Below are 24,743 nucleotides of genomic sequence, written 5' to 3'. Positions count from 1 at the left end.
AAACGCACGGCGGGGCAGGATGGGCATGATTCATCAGATGAAAACGGCGTACTTAAGTTAACATAATGTCGCTTATCGGCATAAACTACTTGCAGGGCTCGGCTGGGAACGTCGGGTCACGACGTCCTACAGCGCAGGCCCGGACCAACGGCTCTTCGACGGTTGACGAGACTTCTCGCAACACCCCGACTGGCAGACTCGATACCCATCCCCCGCCATAGTCACCGGTTGTAACCCTTCCCCGCCGGACGTCCTTAATACGTCACTGTGACGAATTACTCTGTGCGGCACGGTTCTTGGATAATCGCCGTGAGCCGAAGTCGCACATCGACCCCAGTCGTCTGGCCGGATTTGAGGCCCAGCTCGTTACACCTTATTGAAAATCATTAGCATTACGGTCACCGCCCCGCCCGGCTCCCGAGAGCCGATGAGACGCGAAGGACAAGCGTGCGAGCAATCCCTGTCATCTGCTTGACGGGCCATCTTGGTGCCGGCAAGACGAGTCTGCTCAACCATGTGCTTCGCAGTCCCGGCGCGCGAGTCGGCGTCATCATCAACGACTTTGGTGAACTCAACGTCGACGCCATGCTGGTGACCGGCCAAGTCGATGAGCCTGCCTCCATCGCCGGTGGCTGCATCTGCTGCCTGCCCGATGATGGCGGGATCGACGACGCGTTGACCAAACTCGCCGATCCGCGACTCAATCTGGACGCCGTCATCGTCGAGGCCAGCGGCCTGGCCGAGCCCGTTTCGGTCGCCCGGATCATCGGCTTCAGCGAGGTACCCGGCGTGCGGTTCGGCGGGCTGGTCGACGTCGTCGACGCCGCGACACACTTCGACACCGTGGACGTCGGGCAAACATCGCCGGCTCGCTACGGTGTGGCCTCTCTCGTCGTCGTCAACAAACTGGATCAACTCCCCCGCGGCGATCGCACTGCGACAGTCGAACGCGTGGAACGGCGCGTACGAGAACGCAATCCGCGTGCCACCGTCGTCGGCGCGATCGGCGGCCAAATCGACCCTGCCCTGCTTTATGACGTGCCGGGAAGGGACGAGGAGCCAGGGCAGCTCTCCTTGCGCGAACTACTCGTCGATACCCCGGCCGACCCGATGGCTCACGATCGCGACCATGACAACTCACACGCCGATTCGGTCACGGTGACAAGTGACGACGGTGAAATCGACCCCGGCGCACTGATCGACTTGCTCGAGGATCCGCCGACAGGCGTGTACCGCCTCAAGGGGGCCGTGGTGATCAGGTACGGGAAAGGCACGCCCACCTTTGCCGTGAATCTGGTCGGCACGGTGATCCACATTGCGCCGGCCCCGCCCGGGGCGTTCGCCAACTGTCTCGTCGCGATTGGTATGGGTCTTGATACCGACGCCGTACGCGCTCGACTTGATGCCGCACTGCGTCCATTCGCCGGTCCTGCGACTCTCGCCAACGTTCACCGTCTGCGTCGGTATCGGCGACGCAGTCTCTGACTACCAGCCCCGAAAATCCAGGCTCTCCAAGGCATTACGTCACTGTGACGTTTGACCTCCTGCGCCGGCCGGTGCGACAGGTCCGCCCCTGAAGTCACCCTTCGGCACGAGTTGGCAGAAATCTTGTAAGGATGGTTCTATGACCACCCAGCAGGATCCGTCGCTTGAATCGCTTTTCATGCCGACCACCGTCGGTGGCGTCGACCTCGCCAATCGCGTCGCGTTATCGCCGATGACTCGAGTGAGCGCAACCGCCGAGGGTCTGGCCACCGACCGGATAGGCACCTATTACCGGATCTTCGCCGAGGGGGGGTTCGGTCTGCTGATCACCGAGGGGCTCTACACCGACGATCAGGCCAGCCAGGGCTATCTATTCCAACCAGGTATCGCAAGTCCCGCTCAGGCCAAGGCCTGGCAGCGGGTTGTCGACGGCGTGCATGCCGCGGGCGCCAAGTTGTTCGCCCAACTGATGCACGCCGGCAGCCAGTCACAAGGCAACCCGCACACGACGGCCACCTGGGGGCCCGCCCGCAGTCCGGCCTCGGGGCCAGCAGGCGGCCAACTATCGCGGTTCCGGGCCGTATCAGACTCCCGAGGAGATGACCACCGAGCAGATCGGACAAGTCCGAGCCGGATTTGTCAACGCAGCGCGGATGGCGCGCGACGCCGGGTTCGACGGTGTGGAGATCCACGGCGCAAACGGTTACCTCATCGACGAATTCCTCACCGACTACCTGAACATCCGTACCGACGACTACGGTGGCAGCGTCGCCAATCGGGCCCGGTTCGCGGCAGAAGTCTGCCACGACGTCGCCGAGGCCGTCGGCACGGACATGGCCACCGGGATTCGCATCTCACAGGGAAAGGTCTCGGACAACCGGCACAAGTGGATTGGCGGCGAGGACGACGCGGCCGTCATCTTCGGCGCCCTTGGGGAGACCGGCATCGATTACATTCACACCACCGAATACCGTGCCGTGGCACCCGCTTTCGGTGACACCGGCAAAACACTGGCGGAGCTGGCCAAGCAATACAGCGGACTGGCGATCATCGTCAACGGCCACCTCGACGACCCGCGCGACGCGGCGGCCGTCATCAACTCCGGGACTGCCGATATTGTGACTCTGGCCAAAGCCGCTCTGGCCAACCGGGATTGGCCACGGCGAGTACAGACCGGCCAACCGCTCACCCCCGACGCGCCCGCCGAACTGTTCGCGCCGATTGCCGACATCAAGGACTCGGAGGTCGTCCCCCCGGACAGCTAACCCGTCGCAACACCGACGCGGAGCTCCACGGCGCCGGATGCTCGGACGACCGGTTCGACTCGGGCAGGTCGTCGCTCACATCCCACGTCGCTGAGAGCCGTCCGACTCCCAGGGCTATGGCGCAGTGCGGACCAAGCTCGACCAGCTCGTCCTCGCTGAAGTGATTTATCCGATCCCCTTGACCGAGGTCATCGGTGGCACCGCGGCAAAGGCTGCGGATGGCGCGATTCGTGCCACCTATCGGCCCCTCTCAGCACCCGTCCGAGCCCGTGAAGTATCGCCATTCCGGCGATCACTGGCAATGATCGCGTCGACGTGAATCCGTATACGCCGCCAGCGCACACAATGCGGCGTGACGGGTGTTACATCTCGATGGAGCATGCGCACAGCATCAGTCCGCTGATGCCTTCTGCGATGTTCCTTAACTCCATTGACAGGGTGTGGGATGGAACTACGTCAGCTCGAGTACTTCATCGCCGTGGCAGACGAAATGAACTTTTCGCGCGCGGCGCAACGGGTGCACGTTGTGCAGTCCGCCCTTTCCACGTCGGTCAGCAAGCTGGAGAGGGAACTAGGCGTCGAACTATTCAACCGATCCAAACAGCAGATCAAACTGACCCCGGCCGGCGAGTTGTTCCGCGACCATGCACGGCGCATCATTCACAGCGCTCGACTCGCCAAGGATTCGATCAATGACTACCTCGGCGAACTCTCCGGAACCGTGGAAGTGGGATCACTCATATCCTTTGGGGCGCTCGACGTCCCAAGGGTATTGGGTGGATTTCACCGTACTTATCCGTTTGTCCAGATCATTCTGCGGCTCAGCACGACGGGTTCGGTACCGCACCTGTCCGCGGTTGCCAACGGCTCGCTCGACCTTGCTTTCATTTCGGCTCCGGACCGCTTCCCGACAGGTATCGACATGCGGCTGTTGGCCGAGGAGCCGATGTTCTTTGTTTGCCGGCCCGATCATCATTTAGCACAGCGCGACCGCCTTGGCATCATCGAGCTTGCCCACGAGAGTCTGATCGGCTTCCCGGCCGAATTCGGCCTGCGCCGCATCGTGGAAAACGCCTTCAGGGCGGCCGGCATCACGGCGCGCACCCGGTACGAGGCGGCAGTCAACGACGGCGTCGCATCCAGTTTGGTGCAGCACGGCTTGGGCACCATGTTCATGCCCGCCAGCGACGCCAGCCGCTTTCCCGGCCTCCGCGCTATACCGTTGCAGCCGGAGATCGTGTGGCCGATCTACCTCGCCATGGCCGGACCAGCTCAGGTCTCGCCGGCCGCAGCCAAGCTCGCCGAGTTGATCCTCGCGTCGTCGCCGCGCCCCGGAAACCGGTCGACAAGCCAATCGTCGTAATAGGCGACATCTTCGGCATCTGCGCGTCGTCTCGTTGCGCCGGGCGGACCATATAGCCTCCCACCACGCCTATCTCTAACTTTGATGGCTCGGATCAGAACCATTCATTGGACACGATCATCCTTCGTTGCTCTGATGAAGAGACACAATCGAGCGCAAACATTACGAGGTTGACGATCATGTCGCTTTCCAAGCCGAATCCGCATCTCGATGATCTTGCAACGCGATTCGAACGCGACGTCATACCGCTGCGCGATCAGCTATTCCGTGCGGCACGCAGGTATTGCCAAAGCCACGCAGACGCCGAGGACCTCGTCCAGGAGACGATGATCAAAGCTTACGTTGGATTTGGGTCCTTCAAGGAGGGAACGAACCTGCGCGCATGGCTCTTCACGATCATGAACCACACGCGAATCAACCACTACCGCACCGCCAAACGTCGCCCAGCGGAGTGGCTGGCCGGCGACGTCAGTGACTTCCTGATTCCGGCCGGACCTCCACAGTCAACCGCAGGACGATTGTCGGCCGAGGCCGAAGTGCTCGATTCGATCGGCGACCCGGAGGTTCGCCAGGCACTCCAGCAACTGCCGGAGTCGCAACAACTGGCCGTCTACTACGCCGACGTTGAAGGCTTCCGATACAAGGAAATCGGCGAGATCCTCGACATCCCGCTGGGTTCGGTGATGTCTCGCATCCATCGCGGCCGCAAAAACATGCGAAAGTTGCTGCTGGACTTCGCTATCGAGCAGCGATACATCCGCGAAGGCGATGTGGTAGCCGCAGCCTAATAGCAGCGAGGATCAGCCTAAGGGTAGAGGTCACCGCGATGCGTGCACGCCGAGGGCTTGTCTCACTGCTGCTTTTACTGGCAATCGCGCTACCGCCCGCCCGCGGCGCCGCGACGCCCGGCAGCGGAGTGAATTCGGCCCAAGAGACCGAATCGTCGCAAGAGGGTCGCGACTTCATCGTGCGTGACATCACCGTCGACCCCGGCGGCAGTACCGGCTGGCACTGGCACGATGGCGTGCTCGTCGGAGCGATCAAGCAAGGCACACTCACGCATTACGCCGCCAATTGCTCGATCGACGGCGTCTACAACCCGGGCGATCCGGTGATCGAACCTGCCGGCCCCGACCACGTCCATCTAGGCCGCAACCTCGGCAGCACGCCCCTGATCCTGGAAGTCATCTACATCCAGCCGATGGGCAAACCAGCGGCCGAGGATGCCCCAAATCCCGGCTGTCCGTTCGCTTGAGAGGACAGCCGGCTATCCGCCGAAAGGCGCCCCGTCGAATCGGTCCGAGGTGACGAACTCGGAGACCGGCCGTCGTCGCAATTTCGTTACCTGTCGCACTGGCTTGCCCAGTGGCACCAACGCAGCGATGGCGAATGAGTCTGGCATTCCGAGAAGGTCTTTTGCCCCCGGCTCTTCGGCGGCAATCATCGTGGTCAACACTCCGCCGTAGCCCTCATTGCGCGCCGCCAGCAACACGTTCCACACGAACGGGTACACCGACGCGCCGGGTACCACCGCGATGCGCTCGAGATCTTGATCGGTCGCGGCGACAACGGCAAGGTTCAGCAGGATCACCAGCACCACCGGCGCCTCACGAAATGGTGCCGACATCTGCGCGGCCGGCTCCGCGGCCGCGATTGTAGCAGCATCTAAGTTGGTCGGCTGCAACGGATTCCAGGGCGACTCGCCGTTGGCCAACTGCGCCGTATAGCGACGGGCTGCGGTTAGCCCAAGATCCGCCAACGCCGACCGGGTGCCCGGATCGCGCAGCACGATGACGCGCACGCCCTGTCGGTTGCCGCCGGTCGGCGAGAAGCGAGCGTTATCGAGGATGCGCTCGAGAGCGTCGTCGGGCAGCGGATCACTGGTGAATTCGCGTACCGCCGGGGTAGATCGCATGACGTCGTACAACTCCATGAACACCATCGTGCCGCAGCCGGCCACGACTGTTCAGGCTGCGTCGTGGAAAATCAGCCCCAGCGTGTAGCGCTGGCCGGAGCGAACGCCGGACACACCGTGGCGCACCGACGCTGTCGACCATCCTCGCGTCGAGCGGACGGGCCGTTCTCTGGTGGTGAAGACGTAGCCGTGGCCTTGCGGCAGCGTCGTCGCCGTCCCGCGTGACTGGGCCCGGGCTCGCTGCTCGACGAGCAGGAATTCGCCCCCGGTGTGGGAAACCCCAGGCTCGTTGAGATTGATGACGACCTGAAGCGGAAAGACAAGCTCTCCGTAGAGGTCTCGATGCAGCGCATTCCAATCACCCGGGCCGTACTTGAGCATCAGAGCCGTCGGCTTGATTTGGCCGGCACGATGGCACATGTCCAGCCATTCATCGAGCGTGTCGGGCCAGGGAGCTTCCCGGCCGAGCTTCGTCCACCAGTCGCGGGCGATCGGCAATAACCGTGGGTACAACGCCTGTTTCAAGTCTTCGATAGGTCGTGGGTAAGGCTGTTTGAAGTACCGGTACTCGCCTTGCCCGTAGCGGTGCCGGCCCATATCGACGACGGCACGAAACAGACCGTCGTCCGCGTAAAGCTCGATGACCGAAGCGCATTCGGCCGGCGTGATCAGCTCCGGGAGCAGTGCACCGCCGACATCGTTCATGTCGGCGGTGACCGCTACCCAGTCCGCGGCATCAACGCGCTTACGCCAGTTCGATGGCATCAGAACAGCTTGCCAGCCACCGCGGGAGCTGGCTCCTCCAAATCCAACAAGAAACGCTTGCGCTTCAGGCCACCCGCGTAGCCGGTTAGCGCGCCGTCTTTCCCGACGACCCGATGGCACGGAATCACGATACTCAGCGGATTGCGTCCGACGATCTGACCGACTTCGTAGGCGGTGGTGCTCAATTCGGCGGCCAGCTCGACGTACTCGCCGAGGGCCTCCGCTGTGGGCGGGTGCCAATGATGCCGGAAATACACGCCCGTCAGGACGCCCTCGTCGGCGACCAGGGTCAGCCCGCCCAACGGGCTATCGATCACCGTGTGTCGTGCAGTCATCATTCAACCTCCTTTAGTGGTAGACGATGAACGGTCGACAAGCGTGAGATGGGGATGCGAATCGATTTCTCACATTCCACGATGCGCCGACGTCTTCACATCAGGGAGCAGGAGGAAATCTCACCGTGAAGGCCGCCCAGGACGTCAAGTTGCCCTTCGAGGCTGTCGTGGCGCAGCACGGCGCGACGGTCTTGCGGGTCGTACACGCCGTGGTCGGCCACAGCGACGCCGACGACGCCTGGTCGGACACCTTCCTCGCGGCGCTGAAGGCCTACCCGCAACTGCCGGCAGACGCCAATGTCGAGGCGTGGCTGGTCACGATCGCCCACCGCAAAGCCATCGACATCGCTCGCGCGGCAGCGCGACGGGCCATCCCGGTCGCCGATGCCCCCGACTCCCCTGCCGGGGAACGAACCGATCGCCACGACCTCGACCTCGAAACGGCCGTGGGCGCGCTGCCACCCAAGCAACGGCAGGCCGTCGCCTATCACTATCTGGCGGGCCTGCCCTACGCGCAGATCGCGACGATCCTCGACAGCAGCGTTGCCGCTGCCCGCCGCGCCGCGGCCGATGGCATCGCCACCCTGCGGCGCACCTATCCCGTCATCGACACTGCAAGGAACGACCATGACCCCGACTGACCTCGCGCACCACTACGCCGTCGACCCGGATCGTCTGCAACGCCTGCACGCGCGTCTGGAGCGAGAGGCTCAGGCCGACGGCCTGCTCGACATCGCCTATCGCACGGTGGACTCCGCCGTCGGGCCGCTGCTGCTGGCGGCCACCCCGCTCGGACTGGTGCGGGTGGCCTTCGCCAACGAGGATCCGGACGGCGTGCTGCTGACGCTCTCGGAGCGGATAAGCCCGCGGGTGCTCGAGGCGCCGACGCGGCTCGATCCGATCGCGCGTCAGCTAGACGAATACTTTGCCGGCCGCCGGCACAGCTTCGATGTGGCGCTGGACTGGACACTGTCGCACGGGTTTCGGCGCACGGTCCTCGAACACCTCAATGACGAGATCAGCTATGGCGCCACGGCGAGCTACGCGGCGCTGGCGCGACTGGCCGGCTCCCCCAAGGCGGTACGCGCCGTGGGCAGCGCGTGCGCGAGCAACCCGATCCCGATCGTCGTGCCCTGCCATCGGGTGATCCGGTCCGACGGAGCCGTCGGTGCCTACCGGGGCGGAGCCGACGCCAAGCGGGTGCTGCTCGACCTCGAGCGGGAGGGATGACGACGGAGGGGCCGGCGCGCAACCGCGTCTCACCGCTGGGCGAGATCATCGCCGTAGCGGGCCGGGGCGCCTGGATGGGCAACCGCGGCCGTCTGCACGAGGGACGCGGCACATGTGAGGTCGTGCGCAATCATCAACACAAGACCTGGATCACGTGTGTGCTGTCGTTCCGAGATCGCCGAGTGACGCAGTGGGAACCGAACCGCTACACGCCCCTCTTCTTCCTCGACGAAGCGGTGGCGTTGGCCGCCGGGCATCGTCCCTGCGGCGAATGCCGCCACCGCGACTACCAGACCTACCGATCGTTGTGGCGTGAAACCCAGAGCACGACAACACTTTACGCCAAAGACATCGACGCTCGGCTGCACCGCGAACGGATGGACAAGACCGGCCACCGCGCCGCCTGGGACGATCTGCCCGACGGGGTGTACGTCGCCACTGACTCCGGACCAGCCACCGTCGTCGGCGACCACCTGGCGCTCTGGGGCCATGACAACTCCTATCGGCGAAAGCTACTTCGACCGGCAAGCGGCGAGGCCACGGTGCTCACCCCGCTATCCACGACGCGAATCTTGCGCGCCGGATACCCCGTTCAGATCGACGACTCGGCCCGATAACCCCGCTGTGTATGGTCAAACTGGCCTATCGGCATGAGGGAACAGAGAACACCCATGGCAAACGCGTTGCCCGAGAATGCCTTCACCTCGCCGCAGGCGCTGGATCCCGATCTGCGCAAGGTCGCCCGACTTCTGCCCCGGGGATACGCCCTGCACCGCGGCTACAAGATTCAGCGGGCCATCATGCAAGTCCTCGGTAACGCCGGCCGGCTCCGCGACGTCCCCGTGATCAGCGTCAACGAACACGTCACGGTGCGCATGCACCGTCCGGCCGGCCTTCCCGAGCGCGCACCCGCGCTGCTGTGGATCCACGGCGGCGGCACCATCATGGGCACCGCCGCCCAGGACGATAAGTTCTGCCGCAAGCTATCTCGCTTGACCGGTGTCGCGATAGCGGCGGTCGAGCACCGACTCGCACCCGAGCACCCATACCCGGCACCGCTCGAAGATTGTTATGCCGCGCTGCTCTGGCTGGCGCGCCAACCGTCGGTGGACCCGGACCGAATCGCGGTCGGCGGGGCAAGCGCCGGCGGAAATTTCGCGGCCGCGCTGGCGCAGCGCGCGCACGACAGCGGCGACATCGAGCTTTCCTATCAGATGCTGGTCTACCCGATGCTCGATGATCGCACCGGCGCAAACCGTGACGGTCCCAAGCGCCTGATGTGGACCGAAACGGACAATCAATTGGCCTGGCAGTGGTACCTCGACGGAGCAGACCCCGTCGAGGCGGCCCCGGGTCGCCGCCCGGACCTGTCCGGGCTGGCTCCGGCCTGGATCGGCGTCGGGACGTTGGATCTTTTTCACCAGGAGTGTCTGGACTATGGGCGGCGGCTGCGAGAGGCGGGCGTGCCCGTTCACGAGGAGGTCGCGCCCGGCGCGTTCCACGCGTTCGACCACATCGTGGACAAGGCGCCGATTTCGGCGAAATTCTTTGCCAGCCAGCGCGACCATCTCTGGGCGGCCCTGGCCGCGCCGGCGGACGACCAGTCCCGGTAAACGCTTCGCTATCCACAAATTTGATTGTGTAGGTTGATATTTCACGATCATGCGCAGATGACAACGGACACGCGAGCCTAGCGAGTCGGGGTGCCGATCGGCCGAGTTGAGTGCAAAGTGTGCAGAACGTGCAACTATGGAAGGTATGGCCAACCCGATGGGACTGCGCGAGCGGCGTCGCCGCGAGACCAGCGCAGACATCCGAGATGCCGCGGTGCGGCTGGCCCTCGAGCGCGGCTTCGACAAGGTGACGATCGAGGAAATCTGCGCCGAAGCGGGAATCTCGACGCGCACGTTCTTCAACTACTTCCCGAACAAAGAGTCCGCCATCGCCTACGGCCCCTCGGACATCCCTCCCGAGCTGGTCGCGGACTTCGTCGCGGCCGGACCGGCTCCGTACTCGGTGGTGCTGGCCGAGCTGATCACCCTGGCCGCGCACCATCTGCGCGACGTGCCTCCGCTGCGTGAGCAGGCCGCCCACATGCTCGAACTCGCCAAGACGTCGCCCGCGGTGCTGGCCGCGTTCCTCGCCGACCTGGAGCGTTTCCAGCTTCAGCTGGCCGACATCATCGTGCGCCGCCAGGACATGAAGCCCGACGACGAGATGGCCGCCCTGATCTCCGCCCTAGCCCTGACCGCGGTGCGTTCGGGCCTCGAAAAGTGGGCAAACAGCGAGCCGGTAGATCCCGACGACACGCCGATGCCCTATGTCGAGCGGGCTGCCGCGCTCGTGAACAGCATCTTCACAGAGTGATCTGAAACACCGCCAGCGAACGTTGCATGATGTGCAAGATGTGCACATCATGTACTATGCGCTGGTGGCGGTGTTCGGGGACGCTTCCGCAGAGCGAGGCACGCGTCGGCACCGGAAACGGCCGCCGGCACACGCCGTTGGCTTCCTCCGCAAGCAACGATCGGGCGCGCAAGTCGCGGCGAGAGCCGAAATCCGATGCTGAATCATGCGGCTCGCGCACACGAATGCCCGCGAATTGTGCGGGCGCCGGCCAGACCACGGTGACGAGAAAAGGACTCACGTAGTTGCTGCTATCGAAGATCGTGCGGAACGCCTGGTTGCCGCTCCTGATCGTGGCGGTTGTGGTAGTCGGCGGCTTTGCCGTGGTGCGGGTCAAGTCTTTCTTCGGTGCCAATGACACCGGCGTCATGACGAGCCCGCGGCTGGACGACTCCAAGCCGTTCAAGCCCAAGGTCGTCAAATACGAAGTCTTCGGCTCGGCCAGCCACGCAAACGTGAACTACCTGGATCTGTCCGCCGACCCCAAGCGAATCGACGGAGCGCCACTGCCCTGGACGCTGGTCCTCAAAACGACCGCGCCGTCGGTCTTCCCGAACCTCTCGGCGCAAAGCGATGGCGACTACCTCGGTTGCCGCATCACCATCGATGACGAAATCAAGGACGAGAAGATAACCACCGGCGTGCACGCCCTGACCTTCTGCCTGGTGAAATCCGCATGAGCACAACGTTCAACGACACCCGCACCGATGCGATCCCGACGGCTGAGGTGCCAGTGCGGGAGAAGATCCCGCGTTTCATCCGGAAGTACGCGGTATTCGTCATCCTGGGCTGGATAGCGCTGATCGCGGTGCTCAGCACGATCGTCCCGGACTTGGACACCGTCGGGAAGATGCGCTCGGTCTCGATGGCCCCCGACGATGCGCAATCGGTGGTCGCGACCAAGCGCATGGGCGCCGTGTTCAACGAATACAAGTCCAACAGCTCGATCATGATCGTTCTCGAAGGGCAACAACCGCTCGGCGCCGATGCGCACGCCTACTACGACCAGATCGTCAAAAAGCTCGACGCCGACACCAAACACGTTGAGCACGTTCAGGACATGTGGAGCGACCCACTGACCGGGGCTGGTGCGCAGAGCAACGACGGCAAGGCCGCCTATGTTCAGGTCTACCTCGCCGGTAATCAGGGCGAGTCGCTGGCCAACGAATCCGTCGAGTCCGTGCAAGACATCGTCAGAAGCATGCCCACGCCCAACGGCGTGAAGGCCTACGTTACCGGACCCGCCGCGCTCTCAGCGGATCAGCACGTAGCGGGTGACCGCAGCGTCCAACTCATCACGATGTGCACTTTCACCGTGATCATCGCGATGATGCTGTTGGTCTACCGGTCCATCGTCACGGTGTTGTTGACGATGGTGATGGTGGTGCTCGAGCTGTCGGCTGCACGCGGCACGGTCGCATTCCTGGGCTACTACAACATCATCGGGCTCTCGACATTCGCGACCAATCTGCTAGTCACGCTGGCGATCGCGGCCGCCACCGACTACGCGATCTTCTTGATCGGCCGATATCAGGAAGCCCGGGGTAAGGGCGATTCGCGCGAAGACGCCTACTACGACATGTTCCACGGCACCGCGCACGTGGTGCTCGGCTCGGGCCTGACGATCGCCGGTGCGACGTTCTGCCTGCACTTCACCAACCTGCCGTATTTCCAGACGCTGGGTATCCCGTTGGCCATCGGCATGGTGGTCGTCGTGGCCGCGGCGTTGACGCTGGGTCCCGCGGTCATCACCGTGGCAACGCGGTTCGGCAAGACGCTGGAACCCAAGCGAACGCAACGTATTCGCATGTGGCGCAAGATCGGCGCCGTGATCGTGCGGTGGCCCGGGCCGATCCTGGTCATGACGATCGGGATCGCGCTGATCGGCTTGCTGACGCTGCCCGGATACCGCACCAACTACAACGACCGCAACTACTTGCCCGCGGATCTGCCCGCCAACGAGGGATACGCCGCCGCCGATCGCCACTTCTCGCACGCGCGGATGAACCCCGAGGTGCTGATGATCGAAAGCGATCACGACCTGCGCAACTCCGCGGACTTCCTGGTGATCGACAAGATCGCGAAGACGATCTTTCGTGTACCGGGAATCGGTCGCGTGCAAGCGATTACGCGGCCCGAGGGCACGCCGATTGAGCACACCTCGATTCCATTTCAGATCAGCATGCAGGGTGTCACCCAGCAGATGAATCAGAAGTACCAAGAAGACCAGATGGCCGACATGCTCAAGCAGGCCGACATGATGCAGACGACGATCGACAGCATGGAAAAGATGTCCAGCATCACCGTGCAGATGTCCAACGACATGCACAAAATGGTCAAAAAGATGCACGACATGACCATCGACATCAACGAATTACGGGACCACATAGCTGATTTCGAGGACACCTTCCGGCCTGTCCGCAGCTACTTCTACTGGGAAAAGCATTGCTTCGACATCCCCGTCTGCTGGTCGATTCACTCCGTCTTCGACACCCTCGACGGCATCGACACGATGACCGATGACATCGAGAGCCTGCTCCCGATCATGGATCATCTCGACACCCTGATGCCTCAGATGGTGGCGCTGATGCTGACCATGTATTCGACCCAGAAGGGTCTGCAGGATCAGCAGAACGAGGCGCAGAAGAATGGCAACGCGATGGGTAAGGCGTTCGACGCGTCCAAGAACGACGACTCGTTTTACCTGCCGCCGGAGATCTTCAACAACACCGAGTTCAAGAGGGGCATGAAGAACTTCATCTCGCCCGACGGCCACGCCGTGCGCTTCATCATCAGCCACGACGGCGATCCGATGTCCCAAGAAGGCATTTCGCACATCGCCGCCATCAAGAAGGCCGCCTATGAGGCGCTCAAGGGCACACCGCTGGAGGGCTCCAAGATCTATCTCGGGGGCACTGCGGCAATTTACAAAGACCTCAGTGACGGCAATACCTACGACCTGTTGATCGCCGGGATCGCTTCGCTCTGCCTGATTTTCATCATCATGCTGATCATCACGCGAGGCGTGGTGGCCTCGGCGGTGATCGTCGGAACCGTCCTGCTCTCACTGGGTGCGTCGTTCGGGCTCTCGGTGCTGATCTGGCAGCACATCATCGGTATCGAGCTGCACTGGATGGTGCTAGCCATGTCGGTCATCATCCTGCTCGCCGTCGGCGCCGACTACAACTTGCTACTGGTGGCGAGGTTCAAGGAGGAGATCCGCGCCGGGTTGAACACCGGCATCATCCGGTCGATGGGCGGCACCGGCTCGGTGGTCACGTCGGCGGGATTGGTCTTCGCCTTCACGATGATGACCATGGCGTCAGCGAGCTGACCGTCATCGGCCAGGTCGGTACCACGATCGGCCTGGGCCTGCTCTTCGACACCCTGATCGTGCGGTCGCTGATGACGCCATCCATCGCCGCGCTGTTGGGCAAGTGGTTCTGGTGGCCGCAGCGGGTGCGGCAACGCCCGGTTCCGTCACCGTGGCCGAAGCCGGCCACGGAACCCGAATCCGTAACCGCCGCTACGTAACCCACTCCGGTTGCGCGTTGGTCTCGATGGCGGAGAAGTCCTTGTGGCCCAGGCCCGCGGTGCAACCGCCGTCGACGACGAACTCCGACCCGGTGGAATAGCTGGACTCGTCGCTGGCCAGGTAGATCACCAGGCTGGAGACCTCCCGAGGTTCGGCGGCCCGGCCCAGCGCGGTCTGGAAGATGTCGTCGGGAACCCAATCGGTCATCGGGGTCTTGATCAGGCCGGGATGGATCGAGTTGACCCGGATTCCGCTGGGACCCAGCTCCAGCGCAGCCGACTTGGTCAGGCCCCGCACCGCGAATTTCGTTGCGGTGTAACCGTGGCAGGCGATGGTGCCGGCCATTCCTTCGATCGAGGAGATGTTGATGATCGAACCGCGTCCGGCTTCCTTCATCGGCTTCACCACCGCGCGAATGCCGAGAAACACACCGGTCAAATTGATGTCGAGGATCCGCTGCCACTCCGCGAGCGCGTAGTCCTCAAAGGTACCGATGTTGATGATGCCCGCATTGTTCACCAGCACGTCGACACCGCCGAACTCGCTGAGCGCGGTGGCCACCGCCGCATCCCAGTCGTCGGGCTTCGTCACGTCGAGGTGCAGGTAGCGGGCCGCGTCGCCGACCTCTGCGGCCACCGCCTTGCCTTCGTCGTCGAGGATGTCGCCGAACACGACGTTGGCTCCCTCGGCCACCATCATCCGCACGTGCGAGGCGCCCATCCCCCGCGCACCCCCACTGATCAGTGCGACCTTTCCCGCCAATCGTTCTGCCAATGCACTCTCCTGTCGTGTGGTGCGTCGTTGACTCGAACGTCACCATACATATATGCGTGCATGTATGACGCGGAAATCGTCGCGAGTCGATACCGCGTCGGGAATCACCCCGAAGCGGAGCCTTTAGGAAGTTTTCTGCCGAGCAAATGACGGATGACGGCGCATCGCTTCGCTCTCGCGCATGCTGCTGGGCCGCGATCCACATCGGATGTGACTGCAGGACAATGACTTTAGCACCGTTAACGTGAGCCATTATTGGCTACTCCTCTAGCGCGGTTGGCCGAAGTGCCGCGTTCACAGCTCTTATCCCAGCAACTCGCCGCACCCACTGATAGGGCCTGAAGTCGTTAGGGCGAAGGACTTTCGGCGGCTCAGCCTCGGGCGAGCGAGCCAAAGGTATTCACCGTCAGCCCGCTACGAGCGGCCTCTGCGTCGATGCGTGCGGCCTGCCGCAACCAGCCGCTCAACCCCATCTTCGATTCCGCTGGCCAGGTCCTGGATGTCGGGCGCGGTGTCATAGTCGGCGGTGATGCCGAAAACGAACTGGTCGGCGTAGCTGAGCATCGCAACGGCGGTGCGCACATTGAGAGCTATCGGCGGGATCGGCAAGATCTCCAGCACCTGGCGGCCCATCAGTTTCTGCGCGTCGCGCGGACCGGGAACGTTCGTCGCCACCGCAACAACTGCCTTTTGGGGCAGTAGCGATAGCAAGCGGACGGCCCATGCCGTGAACGCGAACGGGACATTCTTCGCCGCCGCAGTCAGCGCGGTGCCTCCTTCGCGTTGACCGCTGGCTTTGGCCCGGGTAAGACGACTGTGCACCAGCTGCAGCTGCTTCATCGGGTCCGCCTCGTCGACCGGCAGTAACGGCAGCATTGCTGAGACCTGATTGTCGGCCATGTTGAAGTGATTGGTCGCGCGGACCGAAACCGGAACAAGCGTGCGCAGCGAGTTGTGATCGGGCCGCTCTCCGCGCTCCAGCAAGATCTCGCGGTAACTGGCGGTGATCGCCGCCAGCGCCACATCGTTGAGTGTGACGCCGAATGCTCGAGAAACCTCTTGCAGATCGGCCAACCGAACTCGGGCCGCACTGTAGCGTCGCAGCGACGTGACGGGTCCGTTCAGCGACGACTCTGGCGCCCCGCTGAGCACACCGGCCGTCAGCTCGGCCGCACCCATCGCCATGTGTTCGACCGCGGCCGCCGCCGCAAACGCGCTTCGCGCGACCCCGCCCAGCCAGCTCAATGGGTTCAAGTTAACCTTCGGCAGGCCTACCCGATGCCGGGCCGGTTCCCTGGCTGCGCGAATGGCGGTCGCGAAGCTGTCACCGCCGCCGCTATCGCTGAACTTTGCCAGGATCTGGGTTGTCGCGATCCCATCGGCGACGCAGTGATGGACTTTGGTCAGCACGGCCCACCGGTTATCGGTGAGCCCCTCGAAGATCCAGCACTCCCACAGTGGGCGCTCGCGGTCGAGCCGTCGCTCCATGACAGAGGCGACCATCTCGAACAACGCGGCGTCGTCGCCAGGGTGTGGCAGGGCGAGACGATGCAGGTGCCGCGAGATGTCGAAGTGCGGATCATCCGCCCACTCGGGTGAGCCGAGATCCAGCGGATGCCTCCGCAGGATCTGTGTACAGCGCGGAATTTGCGGCGCCCGTTCGGCAAAAATCGAAACGAACTCCTCGTAGCTGGGAGGAGGGCCTGCCATGATTGACACGCTGCCGATCGCCAAACTCACGTGCGGATCGGAATCTTCGACCTCGAGGAAAGTGGCATCGAAAGCGCTTAAATGCTCCACTACGACTCCGTCCCGGCTGACAGCGGCTGACGGTACAAGGCAGCACCGGCGGTAATGCCCGCACCGGCGGCAACGAACAGCACCAGCGCGCCCCCCGGCAGTCGGTCAGCCTGCCGTTCGAATGCTGCCGCCAGCGCGGCGGTGTGCATCCGTTGATCGTCAGCGATGCTGATCTTGTCGACCGGCACCCCAAGCCGGTCGCTCAGCGCGGTGCGATATTCATGCCGCGCGGGTGCGGCGACGATCATGTCGACGTCGGCAAGCCGGGCGGACCGCTCATCCAGGCAGGCGTGCACCGCTTCTACGGCAGCCGCGGCGAATCGCTCATCCATCGCGGCAGACTGGTTGAACCGCAATACGTTACGCGCGTCGGCGAATCCCACTGTCGCAGAAAATATCTCCTCATCCTCTCCTGCTTCGTTGGCATTCACCCAGGAAACGTGGCTAAGACCATAACCGTCATCCGTCCATCCGCACAGCAACGCCGCTCCGGCGGCCGAAAACGGGAAGTGCTCGCTCATGCCGTGCCCCGGATCGGCGTCGCTGGCCACCACAAGTGCACGCCGGATGCTGCGCGTTCGCAGGAATCCATCGACGATCTGCAACGCGGTCAGCACCCCGCACGCGCCGTTGGCGATATCGAAGGAGAAAGTGCCGTGCGCGTCATCGTGGGGATCCTCGGGATTGGCTCCGATGTCGTCCTGGATCAGGGCGGCAAGGGCGGGCTCCCCCAAATTGCGGTCACGGTAAATGCCGGCATTGACCACAAGGTCCAATTCATTTGGCGTGCAACCGGCGTGCTGCAGGCAATCCTGGGCGGCGCTGACCGCAAGGCGCAGCGCACTGTGCCGGTCACGCCACCGTGCTTGCGCGATGTCTACTTGTTCAATGACCATGCCCATAGCGACTCACCAAATCCTCATCCAGGGTCAGTAAGACCACACCGATCTCGAGTCCCGAAGCCAGGGCGAGCAGCGCAACCCTTTCCCCGGCCTCAATCCGTCCCGCCTCGAGCTCCTCGACGAGGGCCACCGTGTGAGTCGTCGAGGCCGTGTTGCCATATCGGTCGACGGTGATCACAGCGTCGTGCCGGGGACTGTCGCCGAACTCCTCCGACATTCGGGCCATACCCTTGCGAATAGCACGCGCCGAAGTCTGGTGAGTGATCACATGATCGATGTCGTGAATCGAGATCCCCACGGTGTCAAGGACTTCGTGCAGTAGCAGCGGAGTGTTGGCGATCGCGGCCTTCTGAATGGCACGGGAATTGGTGAACATCCGCGCACCCGGATCGTGACCTTTGGGGTAGGCCAGGCACAGCCTGCTGTAATCGGCGACCGTGGTGAATCCGGCCAGGCTGATCCCCGCTGAGCCCGCGGGTGCACGCTCGAGCAGCAGTGCCGCGCCGGCATCGCCGAGGGTTAGGCACGCAAGCTCTTTGCTCATGATGTTGCGAATGTGTCGGGCCGCGTTACGGCCAAGCTGGGAGATGTACTCGCCGCTGACCACCAGTCCGCGCTCGACGATTCCCTGCCGGATCCAATTGTTCAAAATCGTTACGCCGGTGAGCATACCGGCGCACGCATTCGACACATCGAACGTCATCGCCTGGGGCGCAACGATCCCGCGGGCGACTGCACTGCTCATCGACGGCTCGAGCCATTGGGTAAGACCACCACGCAGTTTGGTGATGCTGCAACTGATGACCACGTCAATCGACGCCGGGTCTTGTTGCGCCGTACCAAGGCAATTCAGTGCCGCCGACGTGGCGAGAGTGTAGGAATCCTCGTCTCCCACCGAAACGCGGCGCTCGCGGATCCCGGTCAACCGTTCCAGATCGATGTGGGTACGGTGGCGCGTGGTCGCCATCAGTTCGTCTGTGGTCAGGTGAGTTTCGGGCAAGTGCCGTCCCGCACCTGCCAGCCGCGCCACGAACGGCGCCGGCAGGCCTTCGCCGGCTGCCTCCATCACCAACCAATGCCGAGCCATCTGCAATATCCCTACGGGCGAGCGGGTGCTAGTTACTCACTGCACGCGCTGATTCCAGCAATATCCGTCGTTCGGCGGAGGCAACAGTTCGCCGGGTCGCCGCGACCGCGTCGGGGTTGACCGAAACCGACGTGATTCCCATGCGAACTAGATGCTCAGCAAACGCCGGATTGGTCGATGGTGCCTGACCGCACAACGATGAGGTGATGCCGTGTTTGCGCGCGATCGCCACGATGGTGCCGATGGCGTCGAGCACGGCGCCGTCTGATTCGTCGAATAGATCGGCGCAGATGTCGGAGTCGCGGTCGACCCCCAAGATCAGTTGGGTCAAGTCGTTGCTACCGATGGACACGCCGTCCACGCCAAGGCCGATGTACTCGGGCAGCCAGTACATCACCGATGGCACTTCCGCCATCACCCAGCGATGCAAGCCGCGCTGAGAGCCCAGCGGGCTCACATCGACAAGGGATAGGCATGTTTCCAGTTCCCAGCGCGTCCGCACGAATGGGATCATCAAGTGCAGGTTGGGATTCTGCTCGCGCACCCTGGCCAGTGCCCGGAGCTCCAGACCGAACAGATCTGGTTCCTTGATGTATCGGTAGCACCCGCGATACCCGATCATCGGATTGTGTTCGACGGGCTCGTAGGAATCGCCGCCACGTAGGCCGCGGAATTCGTTGCTCCGAAAATCGGTCGCACGATAGATGACGGGCCGAGTCCCAAATGCGGCAGCTATCCGACCGATCGAGGCAACCATCGCGTCGACCAGATCGTCCTGCTCGCCACGCGCGATGAGATCGCGTGGATGTCTTCCCGAAAGCGCCTGGGTGAGCAGGAATTCGGCGCGCAGCAGCCCGACGCCGTCGACATCGAGGGCCGCGACCGATTCGGCAGTGTCGGGCATGGCCAGGTTGACGTAGATCTTGGTGCCGGTGGTCTCGCTGGCGACCGTCTCCCGTGCGGGTGGCTCGGCCGTCGTCACCCGCCTCTCCGTGCCACGGCGTCCGGCACTGACATTTCCGTGTCCGCCGTCGACCGTGACCGTCTGGCCGTCGTGCAGAATGGTGGTCGCATTGCGGGCTCCCACCACACAGGGGACACCGAGCTCGCGCGCCACGATCGCTGCATGGCACGTCATGCCGCCTGTCTCGGTTACGAGCGCAGTCGAACGACGGATCGCCGGAAGCCAATCCGGGTTGGTCATCGGAGCGACCAGTATCTCGTTGTCGAGCAAGCGGTTGCCTTCGTCCGGAGTGTGCAGAACCCGCACCCGGCCGGACGCAGAGCCTGGCGCCGCGGGCAACCCTCGAACCAAGACGCCGTCGGTTCCCTGATCATCGGACGCGTGGTTGTTCAGTGTCGTAATAGGTCGTGCTTGCACCAGCCAGGCCTTACCGGCCGCGATCGCCCACTCAACATCTTGGGGGCATCCGTAGTGGGTTTCAACAGCAATGGCCAGTTCGGCGATACGCCGCAATGATGCGTCGTCGAGCACACGCGCCTCGGCCTGTTCGGGATCCAACTCCACGACCACGTCCCTGCCGTCGGGACCGCGCTCAATCTTGAATGCCTGGTAGCCGATCTTGACATCTAGCACGTCTAGCGTCTTCTTGTCGACGACGTAGGTGTCGGGCTGAACCTTTCCGGAGACCACGACCTCGCCCAGCCCGAGAGCCCCTTCGATGACGAGATGGCCCCGCTCCCCCGTGCTGGGATCGGAGGTGAACGCGACCCCCGAACGCTCAGAAGCGATCATCTGCTGGACGACGACCGCCATTGCGGGTGTGGCCAGGAAGCCCCGGCTGGCTCGATAGGTGATCACGCGAGGGCTGAAAAGCGATGCCCAACATGCCTTGACGGCATCTAATAGCGCAGGTTCACCGGTCACGTTCGTCAATGTCTGATTCATCCCGGCGAAGGACGCGTCACGACCATCTTCCCCAGTGGCCGAAGACCGAACCGCCACAGTGCAGTCCGAGCCCAGCGCACGGTAGGAATCGAGTAACGGACCACGCACCTCTTCGCTGATGCCAGCCTTGAGGACGAGATTTTGCATTCGCTGACAGAGTTCGGACAGTCGGGACGTGTTGCTGACCCCCGCCAACGCCTCGGCATGGAGTGCAGCCAGCTCCAAGTCGACTCCGCCCGCCTGCATCGAAGCCAGGTAACTGCTTCGCATCAAGACGAACCCAGGCGGAACCGGGAGACCGGCGTCGACCAGTTCGCCCATATTAGCGCCCTTGCCGCCCGCCTCCTCCGAGTCAGCGAGCCGCAGATCGGCTATATCTGAGACATATTGACTTGCAATGATGTTCGTCGACACGGTTACTCCTTATGAGTCAGAATTGAGTGCTGGTCTGCGGACCCGGCGCGCTGACCGCTTGGCGCCACGCGGCATGCGCGCGCTGGATGGTGTCGTCGCGCGGCTGGCAGGTATCCAACGCGGACGCGGTGTCCCAGCCGTACTGCTGGCGGGCCAGCGCCGCGGCGATCTGCGGGGTCACCTCAGAATTCCCCGCCCGTCGCGCCAGTATTCTGTCGGTGGTCGTATCGGCGCTGGCCACGCACATGAGTTCCACTACCGCCGAGGACATCTCCGTGGCAAGCAAATGGGCATAGGCACGGATGTATGGGTCTCGCCAGGTCCCGTCGACGATGACTGACCGGCCGTCACCGAGAAGCGTGCGCGCCCGGTCCAGAGCGACCTCGTAGACTCGCCGGACGTTGCGGGGCCGGTACAAGCCCCCGTTCAGAATGCCCGAGTCACCGGTGATGACTCCCGATTCTCGTAGCTCCCGGCGCACATCGTCGGTCGCGATTACCTGCGCTCCAACCGCTTCGGCGAGCGCGTTCGCAATCGTTGACTTACCTGTGCCCGGGTTTCCACCGATCAGTGCTAGTCGAACGCTACCGTGCTCCAGATGCCGGATCGCAATAGCCAAATGCCGGCCCGCGTCTTTGGCCGCATCCACATCACCCTGCGACAGCCGGAGGCAGTCCACCTTGGCCCTGACCACGGCGCGATACGCGATGTAGAAGTCCCACAGCGACGACGGCGCCGTATCGCCCGAATAGGCGATGTAGCGTTGGACAAAATAGTCACCAAGGTCTTTGCGGCCCAAGAACTCTAGATCCATCGCCAAGAACGCGGCGTCATCGATGCGGTCGACATAGCGCAGTTCATCGTCGAACTCCAGGCAGTCGAGCATCGCTGGCCGGCCGTCAGCCCAGAAAATGTCGTCGGCGAGCAGATCGCGATGCCCGTCGACAATGCATCCCTCATCGATCCGGCGGGCGAACAACGCTCCTCGTCCCGAAATGAATTCGCCGGCAAGGCGTTGTACCCGGGCTAACAACTTGAACGACAACTCTGGAAAGCGCTTGCCCGCATAGCTGTTCAGCTCCGAGAGATTTTCGTGCCAGCGTCCGTCGACCGCGCAGACCTTGGCCTGGGCGTTGATCTCAGGGCTTCGCTTTGCGCGTGCGTGGAAGTGGGCCAGCACCGTGGCGATGGTGTCCAATACCTCGCGAACGGATTCGTCTGGGCCGCAAGCTATCAAGGACGTCAAACGTTCTTCGTCGCGGTAGCGCCGCATGACGACGATTGGTTCATCGGGTCCACCGGTGGGATCGGTGAGATGTGCTAGGCCGTGATAGCTCTCGGGAGAGAGGCGGCTGTTCAGCTCCACCTCGCGCAGGCAGGCACGTTCGCGCTGTTCGGCAGTGCGGAAATCCAAGAAGTGGGTCCCGATCGGCTTCTTCGCCTTGAGGGCCCGGTCGCCGACAAGCACCACCATGCCCGTGTGAGTTTCACGAACATCGATGTAGGGCGACGCAACTGACGTCGGCACTTTGCTGGGCCGATCTGTGGCAATCGTCATATTCATGGCTCTACATTCCGGTCGATTGATTGAGGTCTCAGGAAGAGCGCGCCACGATCACCGGTGTGCTGATCGAATGCACAACCGCGTTGCTCACCGAACCCAGCATCACACCCGACAGTGAACCGCGACCGTGGCTGCCCAGGACAACCAGTTGGGCCGCCTCCGATTGCTCGATCAGCTGCCGGGCCGGCCGGTCTCTCACGAGGCGCCGCCGCACCGACACATCGGGGAAGCGTTCTTGCCAGCCCGCTAGACACTCAGCCAGATTTCGCTCCGCTTCCGCGCCGACCGCTGTCCAGTCATATCCGGGAAGTTCGAAGAATTCGATATCGCTCCACGCGTGCAGGGCTACGAGCTCGACACCGCGCCGGGACGTTTCACCGAATGCAATGGCAGTCGCCGCCTCAGATGCCGGCGACCCGTCGATTCCCACCAGCACAGGAGCGTGGTCGCCGAGCGGAGGCGTCGGGGCGTCGGGGCGAATGACCGCGACTGGGCACTTGGCGCCGCGCACCACGGCCGAACTCACCGAGCCGAGCAGAACGCGCTCCACCGCGCCGCGGCCGGTGGAACCGACCACGATCATCTCAGCGTCGTCGGACATTTCGACCAGCGTCGGCACCGCGGGCGAAGGCTTCACCTCGCTGGTGATAGCGACCTTCCGGTCTGCCTGCACGACGTCCCGGGCCATCTTCACCGCCTGTTCGAGAGCCTGGCGCCCATCGTCGAGCTGCCAGAGCGCAACGCCGCTGGGCATAGGCACCTGCGGGAAGGTTGGCACGAATGTCTCGAACATGTGCACCAGGGTCAGCGAGACATTTCGCAGAGCGGCATCACGCGCGGCCCACACAACCGCAGCGTTCGATGCGGCCGATCCATCAACGCCGACCACGATCCCGTTGCGCTTCTCTGGTGCCGTCATGCCGTCCTCCTCCAGTCACCGAAAACGCTATTGCTTGGGCGGGCGTCGATCATGAGGCTTTAGTCCCCATGTACATGGCCGAAAGGCGGCCGCGCGACGATCACCGGCATGCGGACTCCATGGACGACCGCATTGCTCACCGAGCCCAACAACACGCCGGCCAAACCACCTCGCCCGTGACTGCCCACGACAACCAGCTGAGCCGCCTCGGACTGTTCGATGAGTTGTCGAGCCGGCTGGTCGCACACGACAAGTCGACGCACTGTGACGTCGGGGTAGCGTTCTTGCCAACCGGCGAGACGTTCAGCCAGGATCTCCTCGGCCTGGATCCTCACCGCGGGCCACTCCCGCTTTGGAAGTTCGAACAATCCGACGTCACTCCAGGCATGCACAGCGGTCAGGTCCACGCCGCGCCAGGACGCCTCGTCGAACGCGATGGCTGTCGCTAGCTCCGACGCCGGAGACCCATCGATGCCCACCAGCACAGGAGCGTCAAGAGGATTGGGCATCAACGGATCTTCGTCACGGATGACGGCGACGGGGCACTTTGCACCGCGCACCGCGCCGGCGCTGACCGAACCCAGGAAGGCCCGGGCGACTGCTCCGCGCCCGTTGTTGCCCACGACGACCATCTCTGCCGTCTCCGAGAGTTCGACCAGCGCCGTCACCGGTGGTGCAAGCCTCAGCTCGGTTGCGATATCGACTTCGTGGTAGACCTTGGTGGCGTCCTGGGCAATCTTGATCGCCTCTTCGAGGATGCGACGACCATAGTCTTCCTGCCATAGCTCGGTATCCGCGGTCAGCGCCATCGGCGGCCACACCGGCGCCGCCGGGTTCACCATGTGGGTCAGCGTCAGTGGAATGCCACGCAGCGCCGCGTCCCGCGCGGCCCAGCAGACGGCGAAATTCGACGCGGGCGATCCGTCGACCCCGACGACAACGCCATAACGCTTTCGGGACGCAGTCATTTTGCTCTCCTTCGCTCATCAAGAACGCTATGGTCCAAACACTCATCAGTCATGAGACTTTCGTCCCCAACTGCATGGCCGAGAGACCTTCAACGGACGGAAAGGCT

The 24,743-nt window shown here is 63.4% G+C and carries 23 protein-coding genes and 2 pseudogenes; 13 read left to right on the top strand and 12 right to left on the bottom strand.

Annotation, left to right across the window (positions count from 1 at the left end; translation table 11 throughout):
- Positions 1-447 precede the first annotated feature (447 nt).
- The 6 genes and pseudogenes from G6N54_RS02435 (at position 448) to G6N54_RS02415 (ending at position 5,368) form a co-directional block, all read left to right on the top strand.
- Positions 448-1,485 (top strand): CobW family GTP-binding protein, encoded by a 1,038-nt coding sequence (locus G6N54_RS02435; protein ID WP_163788428.1) that lies wholly within the window; start codon positions 448-450, stop codon positions 1,483-1,485.
- Between the two features lie 139 nt (positions 1,486-1,624).
- Positions 1,625-1,939 (top strand): annotated as a pseudogene (locus G6N54_RS30970) (oxidoreductase); the annotation flags it as partial.
- Between the two features lie 145 nt (positions 1,940-2,084).
- Positions 2,085-2,750 carry an oxidoreductase gene (locus tag G6N54_RS30965; protein ID WP_264078331.1) on the top strand — a complete coding sequence of 222 codons (666 nt, stop codon included), beginning with the start codon at positions 2,085-2,087 and terminating at the stop codon, positions 2,748-2,750.
- A 445-nt stretch (positions 2,751-3,195) separates the two neighbouring features.
- Positions 3,196-4,113: a LysR family transcriptional regulator gene (locus tag G6N54_RS02425; protein WP_163788427.1), complete on the top strand. Its 918-nt coding sequence runs from the start codon at positions 3,196-3,198 to the stop codon at positions 4,111-4,113.
- Positions 4,114-4,220: 107 nt separating this feature from the next.
- Entirely contained in the window at positions 4,221-4,901 is a 681-nt protein-coding gene (locus tag G6N54_RS02420; protein WP_232073277.1) for a sigma-70 family RNA polymerase sigma factor, read from the top strand.
- Positions 4,902-4,939: 38 nt separating this feature from the next.
- Positions 4,940-5,368, top strand: a complete 429-nt coding sequence (locus tag G6N54_RS02415; RefSeq protein WP_163788426.1) for a cupin domain-containing protein — start codon at positions 4,940-4,942, stop codon at positions 5,366-5,368.
- 12 nt (positions 5,369-5,380) lie between these two features.
- On the opposite strand, the gene G6N54_RS02410 is transcribed toward G6N54_RS02415, so the two are convergent.
- The 3 genes from G6N54_RS02410 to G6N54_RS02400 are packed head-to-tail and all read right to left on the bottom strand — an operon-like array spanning position 5,381 to position 7,128.
- Positions 5,381-6,046, bottom strand: coding sequence for a nitroreductase family protein (locus G6N54_RS02410; protein WP_163794454.1), 666 nt, complete (start codon positions 6,044-6,046; stop codon positions 5,381-5,383).
- Between the two features lie 33 nt (positions 6,047-6,079).
- Complete coding sequence (locus G6N54_RS02405) at positions 6,080-6,793, bottom strand: 2OG-Fe(II) oxygenase (protein WP_163788425.1); 714 nt, start codon at positions 6,791-6,793, stop codon at positions 6,080-6,082.
- The gene (locus G6N54_RS02400; RefSeq protein ID WP_163788424.1) at positions 6,793-7,128 is read right to left on the bottom strand and encodes a methylated-DNA--[protein]-cysteine S-methyltransferase; all 336 of its coding nucleotides are present in this window, start codon (positions 7,126-7,128) and stop codon (positions 6,793-6,795) included. The genes G6N54_RS02405 and G6N54_RS02400 overlap by 1 nt, the downstream gene beginning before the upstream one ends.
- 125 nt (positions 7,129-7,253) lie before the next feature.
- Between G6N54_RS02400 and G6N54_RS02395 the strand changes: the two genes are divergently transcribed.
- The 5 genes from G6N54_RS02395 (at position 7,254) to G6N54_RS02375 (ending at position 10,725) form a co-directional block, all read left to right on the top strand.
- The gene (locus tag G6N54_RS02395; protein ID WP_179969155.1) at positions 7,254-7,769 is read left to right on the top strand and encodes an RNA polymerase sigma factor; all 516 of its coding nucleotides are present in this window, start codon (positions 7,254-7,256) and stop codon (positions 7,767-7,769) included.
- Complete coding sequence (locus G6N54_RS02390) at positions 7,756-8,358, top strand: methylated-DNA--[protein]-cysteine S-methyltransferase (RefSeq protein WP_163788423.1); 603 nt, start codon at positions 7,756-7,758, stop codon at positions 8,356-8,358. Before G6N54_RS02395 ends, G6N54_RS02390 begins: the two co-directional genes overlap by 14 nt.
- Positions 8,355-8,975 carry a hypothetical protein gene (locus G6N54_RS02385; protein ID WP_163788422.1) on the top strand — a complete coding sequence of 207 codons (621 nt, stop codon included), beginning with the start codon at positions 8,355-8,357 and terminating at the stop codon, positions 8,973-8,975. The genes G6N54_RS02390 and G6N54_RS02385 overlap by 4 nt, the downstream gene beginning before the upstream one ends.
- Positions 8,976-9,029: 54 nt before the next feature.
- Positions 9,030-9,971: an alpha/beta hydrolase gene (locus G6N54_RS02380; RefSeq protein WP_163788421.1), complete on the top strand. Its 942-nt coding sequence runs from the start codon at positions 9,030-9,032 to the stop codon at positions 9,969-9,971.
- A 145-nt stretch (positions 9,972-10,116) separates the two neighbouring features.
- Positions 10,117-10,725, top strand: coding sequence for a TetR family transcriptional regulator (locus G6N54_RS02375; RefSeq protein WP_163794450.1), 609 nt, complete (start codon positions 10,117-10,119; stop codon positions 10,723-10,725).
- On the opposite strand, the gene G6N54_RS02370 is transcribed toward G6N54_RS02375, so the two are convergent.
- Complete coding sequence (locus G6N54_RS02370) at positions 10,715-11,125, bottom strand: hypothetical protein (protein WP_163787987.1); 411 nt, start codon at positions 11,123-11,125, stop codon at positions 10,715-10,717. The two genes, G6N54_RS02375 and G6N54_RS02370, sit on opposite strands and share 11 nt — an antisense overlap.
- Here G6N54_RS02370 and G6N54_RS02365 point away from each other — a divergent pair.
- Positions 11,028-11,444: an MmpS family transport accessory protein gene (locus G6N54_RS02365; RefSeq protein WP_163794448.1), complete on the top strand. Its 417-nt coding sequence runs from the start codon at positions 11,028-11,030 to the stop codon at positions 11,442-11,444. The two genes, G6N54_RS02370 and G6N54_RS02365, sit on opposite strands and share 98 nt — an antisense overlap.
- A pseudogene (locus G6N54_RS29655) lies at positions 11,441-14,298 on the top strand (MMPL/RND family transporter). Before G6N54_RS02365 ends, G6N54_RS29655 begins: the two are co-directional and overlap by 4 nt.
- Here G6N54_RS29655 and G6N54_RS02350 read toward each other — a convergent pair.
- The 8 genes from G6N54_RS02350 to G6N54_RS02315 all read right to left on the bottom strand — a co-directional run bounded on the left by G6N54_RS02350 (position 14,291) and on the right by G6N54_RS02315 (position 24,636).
- On the bottom strand, positions 14,291-15,073 hold the full coding sequence (locus G6N54_RS02350; protein ID WP_163788420.1) for an SDR family oxidoreductase: 783 nt from the start codon (positions 15,071-15,073) through the stop codon (positions 14,291-14,293). The pseudogene G6N54_RS29655 and the gene G6N54_RS02350 sit on opposite strands and share 8 nt — an antisense overlap.
- A 414-nt stretch (positions 15,074-15,487) precedes the next feature.
- Positions 15,488-16,873 carry a WS/DGAT/MGAT family O-acyltransferase gene (locus tag G6N54_RS02345; RefSeq protein WP_163788419.1) on the bottom strand — a complete coding sequence of 462 codons (1,386 nt, stop codon included), beginning with the start codon at positions 16,871-16,873 and terminating at the stop codon, positions 15,488-15,490.
- Complete coding sequence (locus G6N54_RS02340; RefSeq protein WP_163788418.1) at positions 16,873-17,775, bottom strand: 3-oxoacyl-[acyl-carrier-protein] synthase III C-terminal domain-containing protein; 903 nt, start codon at positions 17,773-17,775, stop codon at positions 16,873-16,875. Before G6N54_RS02340 ends, G6N54_RS02345 begins: the two co-directional genes overlap by 1 nt.
- Positions 17,759-18,862: a 3-oxoacyl-ACP synthase III family protein gene (locus G6N54_RS02335; RefSeq protein ID WP_179969153.1), complete on the bottom strand. Its 1,104-nt coding sequence runs from the start codon at positions 18,860-18,862 to the stop codon at positions 17,759-17,761. The genes G6N54_RS02340 and G6N54_RS02335 overlap by 17 nt, the downstream gene beginning before the upstream one ends.
- 28 nt (positions 18,863-18,890) lie before the next feature.
- The gene (gene ppsA, locus G6N54_RS02330) at positions 18,891-21,185 is read right to left on the bottom strand and encodes a phosphoenolpyruvate synthase (RefSeq protein WP_232073275.1); all 2,295 of its coding nucleotides are present in this window, start codon (positions 21,183-21,185) and stop codon (positions 18,891-18,893) included.
- Between the two features lie 16 nt (positions 21,186-21,201).
- The gene (locus G6N54_RS02325; protein ID WP_179969152.1) at positions 21,202-22,743 is read right to left on the bottom strand and encodes a bifunctional aminoglycoside phosphotransferase/ATP-binding protein; all 1,542 of its coding nucleotides are present in this window, start codon (positions 22,741-22,743) and stop codon (positions 21,202-21,204) included.
- Positions 22,744-22,780: 37 nt separating this feature from the next.
- Entirely contained in the window at positions 22,781-23,668 is an 888-nt protein-coding gene (locus G6N54_RS02320) for a universal stress protein (RefSeq protein WP_163788417.1), read from the bottom strand.
- A 59-nt stretch (positions 23,669-23,727) separates the two neighbouring features.
- Positions 23,728-24,636, bottom strand: coding sequence for a universal stress protein (locus G6N54_RS02315; RefSeq protein ID WP_163788416.1), 909 nt, complete (start codon positions 24,634-24,636; stop codon positions 23,728-23,730).
- Positions 24,637-24,743 lie beyond the last annotated feature (107 nt).

This window comes from Mycobacterium stomatepiae (assembly GCF_010731715.1).
GTDB classification, from domain to species: domain Bacteria; phylum Actinomycetota; class Actinomycetes; order Mycobacteriales; family Mycobacteriaceae; genus Mycobacterium; species Mycobacterium stomatepiae.
This window is presented reverse-complemented; position numbering and strand designations above follow the sequence as displayed.

Coding starts and splice junctions, on each gene's coding strand:
- G6N54_RS30965 (WP_264078331.1), top strand. CDS start 2,085: ATGACCACCGAGCAGATCGGACAAGTCCGAGCCGGATTTGTCAACGCA.
- G6N54_RS02425 (WP_163788427.1), top strand. CDS start 3,196: ATGGAACTACGTCAGCTCGAGTACTTCATCGCCGTGGCAGACGAAATG.
- G6N54_RS02415 (WP_163788426.1), top strand. CDS start 4,940: ATGCGTGCACGCCGAGGGCTTGTCTCACTGCTGCTTTTACTGGCAATC.
- G6N54_RS02410 (WP_163794454.1), bottom strand. CDS start 6,046: ATGGAGTTGTACGACGTCATGCGATCTACCCCGGCGGTACGCGAATTC.
- G6N54_RS02405 (WP_163788425.1), bottom strand. CDS start 6,793: ATGCCATCGAACTGGCGTAAGCGCGTTGATGCCGCGGACTGGGTAGCG.
- G6N54_RS02400 (WP_163788424.1), bottom strand. CDS start 7,128: ATGACTGCACGACACACGGTGATCGATAGCCCGTTGGGCGGGCTGACC.
- G6N54_RS02390 (WP_163788423.1), top strand. CDS start 7,756: ATGACCCCGACTGACCTCGCGCACCACTACGCCGTCGACCCGGATCGT.
- G6N54_RS02385 (WP_163788422.1), top strand. CDS start 8,355: ATGACGACGGAGGGGCCGGCGCGCAACCGCGTCTCACCGCTGGGCGAG.
- G6N54_RS02380 (WP_163788421.1), top strand. CDS start 9,030: ATGGCAAACGCGTTGCCCGAGAATGCCTTCACCTCGCCGCAGGCGCTG.
- G6N54_RS02375 (WP_163794450.1), top strand. CDS start 10,117: ATGGCCAACCCGATGGGACTGCGCGAGCGGCGTCGCCGCGAGACCAGC.
- G6N54_RS02340 (WP_163788418.1), bottom strand. CDS start 17,775: ATGGGCATGGTCATTGAACAAGTAGACATCGCGCAAGCACGGTGGCGT.
- G6N54_RS02335 (WP_179969153.1), bottom strand. CDS start 18,862: ATGGCTCGGCATTGGTTGGTGATGGAGGCAGCCGGCGAAGGCCTGCCG.
- G6N54_RS02325 (WP_179969152.1), bottom strand. CDS start 22,743: ATGACGATTGCCACAGATCGGCCCAGCAAAGTGCCGACGTCAGTTGCG.
- G6N54_RS02320 (WP_163788417.1), bottom strand. CDS start 23,668: ATGACGGCACCAGAGAAGCGCAACGGGATCGTGGTCGGCGTTGATGGA.
- G6N54_RS02315 (WP_163788416.1), bottom strand. CDS start 24,636: ATGACTGCGTCCCGAAAGCGTTATGGCGTTGTCGTCGGGGTCGACGGA.